General features: G+C 71.3%; 1 protein-coding gene. It reads right to left on the reverse strand.

Features of this window, described 5'->3' with window-relative positions; translation table 11 throughout:
- Positions 1 to 31: 31 nt before the first annotated feature.
- Entirely contained in the window at positions 32 to 1,387 is a 1,356-nt protein-coding gene (locus tag R5W23_RS08180; RefSeq protein ID WP_320685909.1) for an IS4 family transposase, read from the reverse strand.
- Positions 1,388 to 1,496: the final 109 nt, after the last annotated feature.

Consider the following 1,496-nt stretch of genomic DNA (forward strand, 5'->3'; position numbering starts at 1 on the left):
CCCAATGGCACTTGCTTTGTGATGTCAAGTGTCAATCGGTTCGTGCGGGCGGTTGCGGCTCGTGTGCGTCCGGTAGTGTGCTCCGTGGCCGGTTGGGGAACTTGCGTGCCCGTCGGATCACGGTCCTGGGGTACGTGCGCCCGGGCCGCTCGGGCACCTTCCGTTGAGCCGCCCCGCGGAGCACCCACTCGAACTTCTGGTCCCACTGCGCGGCCGACCAGGTGGTGCGACTCAGCAGCACCACCGCCGTCAAGCTCCACGTGCCCGCGAAGCTGAGCCGGCGCGGCGCCACGCCCGCTCGGGCGGCGGCCAGCCGGCGCACCTGGACCACCAAGTTGTACGCCACCAACCCGGCCGACAGCTCCTTCCGCACCGTGTCCACCGACCGCCCCCGCAGTTCCTCCAGTTTCAGCGTCCGCTTCACGTCCCGGATGTCCGTCTCCACGTCCTGCCGGTGCCGGTACAGGTCCGCCAGCTCGGCACTCGGACGGTCCAACGTGGTCACGAGCCACAGGGTCCGCGCGTCCGATACCCGGACCTCGTGGAGCCACACCGTGAGCTCCGCGCGGGCCGGCAGCTCGGGGTGGTTGTGGCGATCCCAGCGGCTCGGCTCCCAGGCCCGCTTCCACACCCCCGGTGCCACCGCGGTGGCACCCTTCACCCACGCCCGGAATCGGGCCTCGGTCAACCGGGTGAGCACCTCGTGGCCCGCCTGCTTGGCCCCGTGAGCGAACGCGAACACCCCGAAGTTGCGGTCCGCCAGCAGCACCGACCGGGGCGGCAGCCGGGACAGCAGCCGGAGCCCCAGGGCCAACTCGCTGACCCGCTCGGGGCCGTACATGGGGCCGGTCTCGGGACGGATCGCGCACCCGCTGGCCAGCTCGTGCGCCACCACCCAGTGCCACACCGGCCACGCGCTGGTGCCCGCGCCGTTGGTGGCCGGCGGGAACACCCGCTGCAGTTCGGCGGTCGGGGCCAGGGTGATGGTGGTGCCGTCCACCACGAACACCCGACGGGTGCCGAGCGACGGTGCGGTCCCGGCCACCAGGGTGTCGAACACCCGGTCGGCCACGTCGTCGGGAATGTGGGACCGGAGCCGGGACCGGGCCTGGCTGTACGCCGCGGTGTTGGCCGACAGGGTGCCCGCGGTGACCCGCCGGTTGGGCGGCAGCAGGTCGGTCGAGCCGAGCAACGCGGCCACCGCCTGGGCCAGCGACGCGTTCGCGTGGAGCCGCTGGTACACCATCAGCCACAGCACCACCCACGGGGTGTACACCGCGGCCGCACCCGTCGGCTGGGCCCCGTTGATGACATCCGGGTCCAGCACCGCACACAACCGCTCCAGAGCCGACTCGCGCTCACCCGGATCCGATGCACCCGCGGTCATTCAGGCGGCCTCTGCGGAATGGAACCACAACGGCACAACGTACGGAACCGAAACGGCTATCCGAACCACGCGGGGACACTTTGCCGTACAAAGCAAGTGCCATTGGGCC

Source organism: Gemmata algarum, from assembly GCF_034097035.1.
Taxonomy (GTDB): domain Bacteria; phylum Planctomycetota; class Planctomycetia; order Gemmatales; family Gemmataceae; genus Gemmata; species Gemmata algarum.

Bases quoted from the DNA above. Each gene is read 5' to 3' on its own strand.
- R5W23_RS08180 (WP_320685909.1), bottom strand. From the start codon at position 1,387: ATGACCGCGGGTGCATCGGATCCGGGTGAGCGCGAGTCGGCTCTGGAG.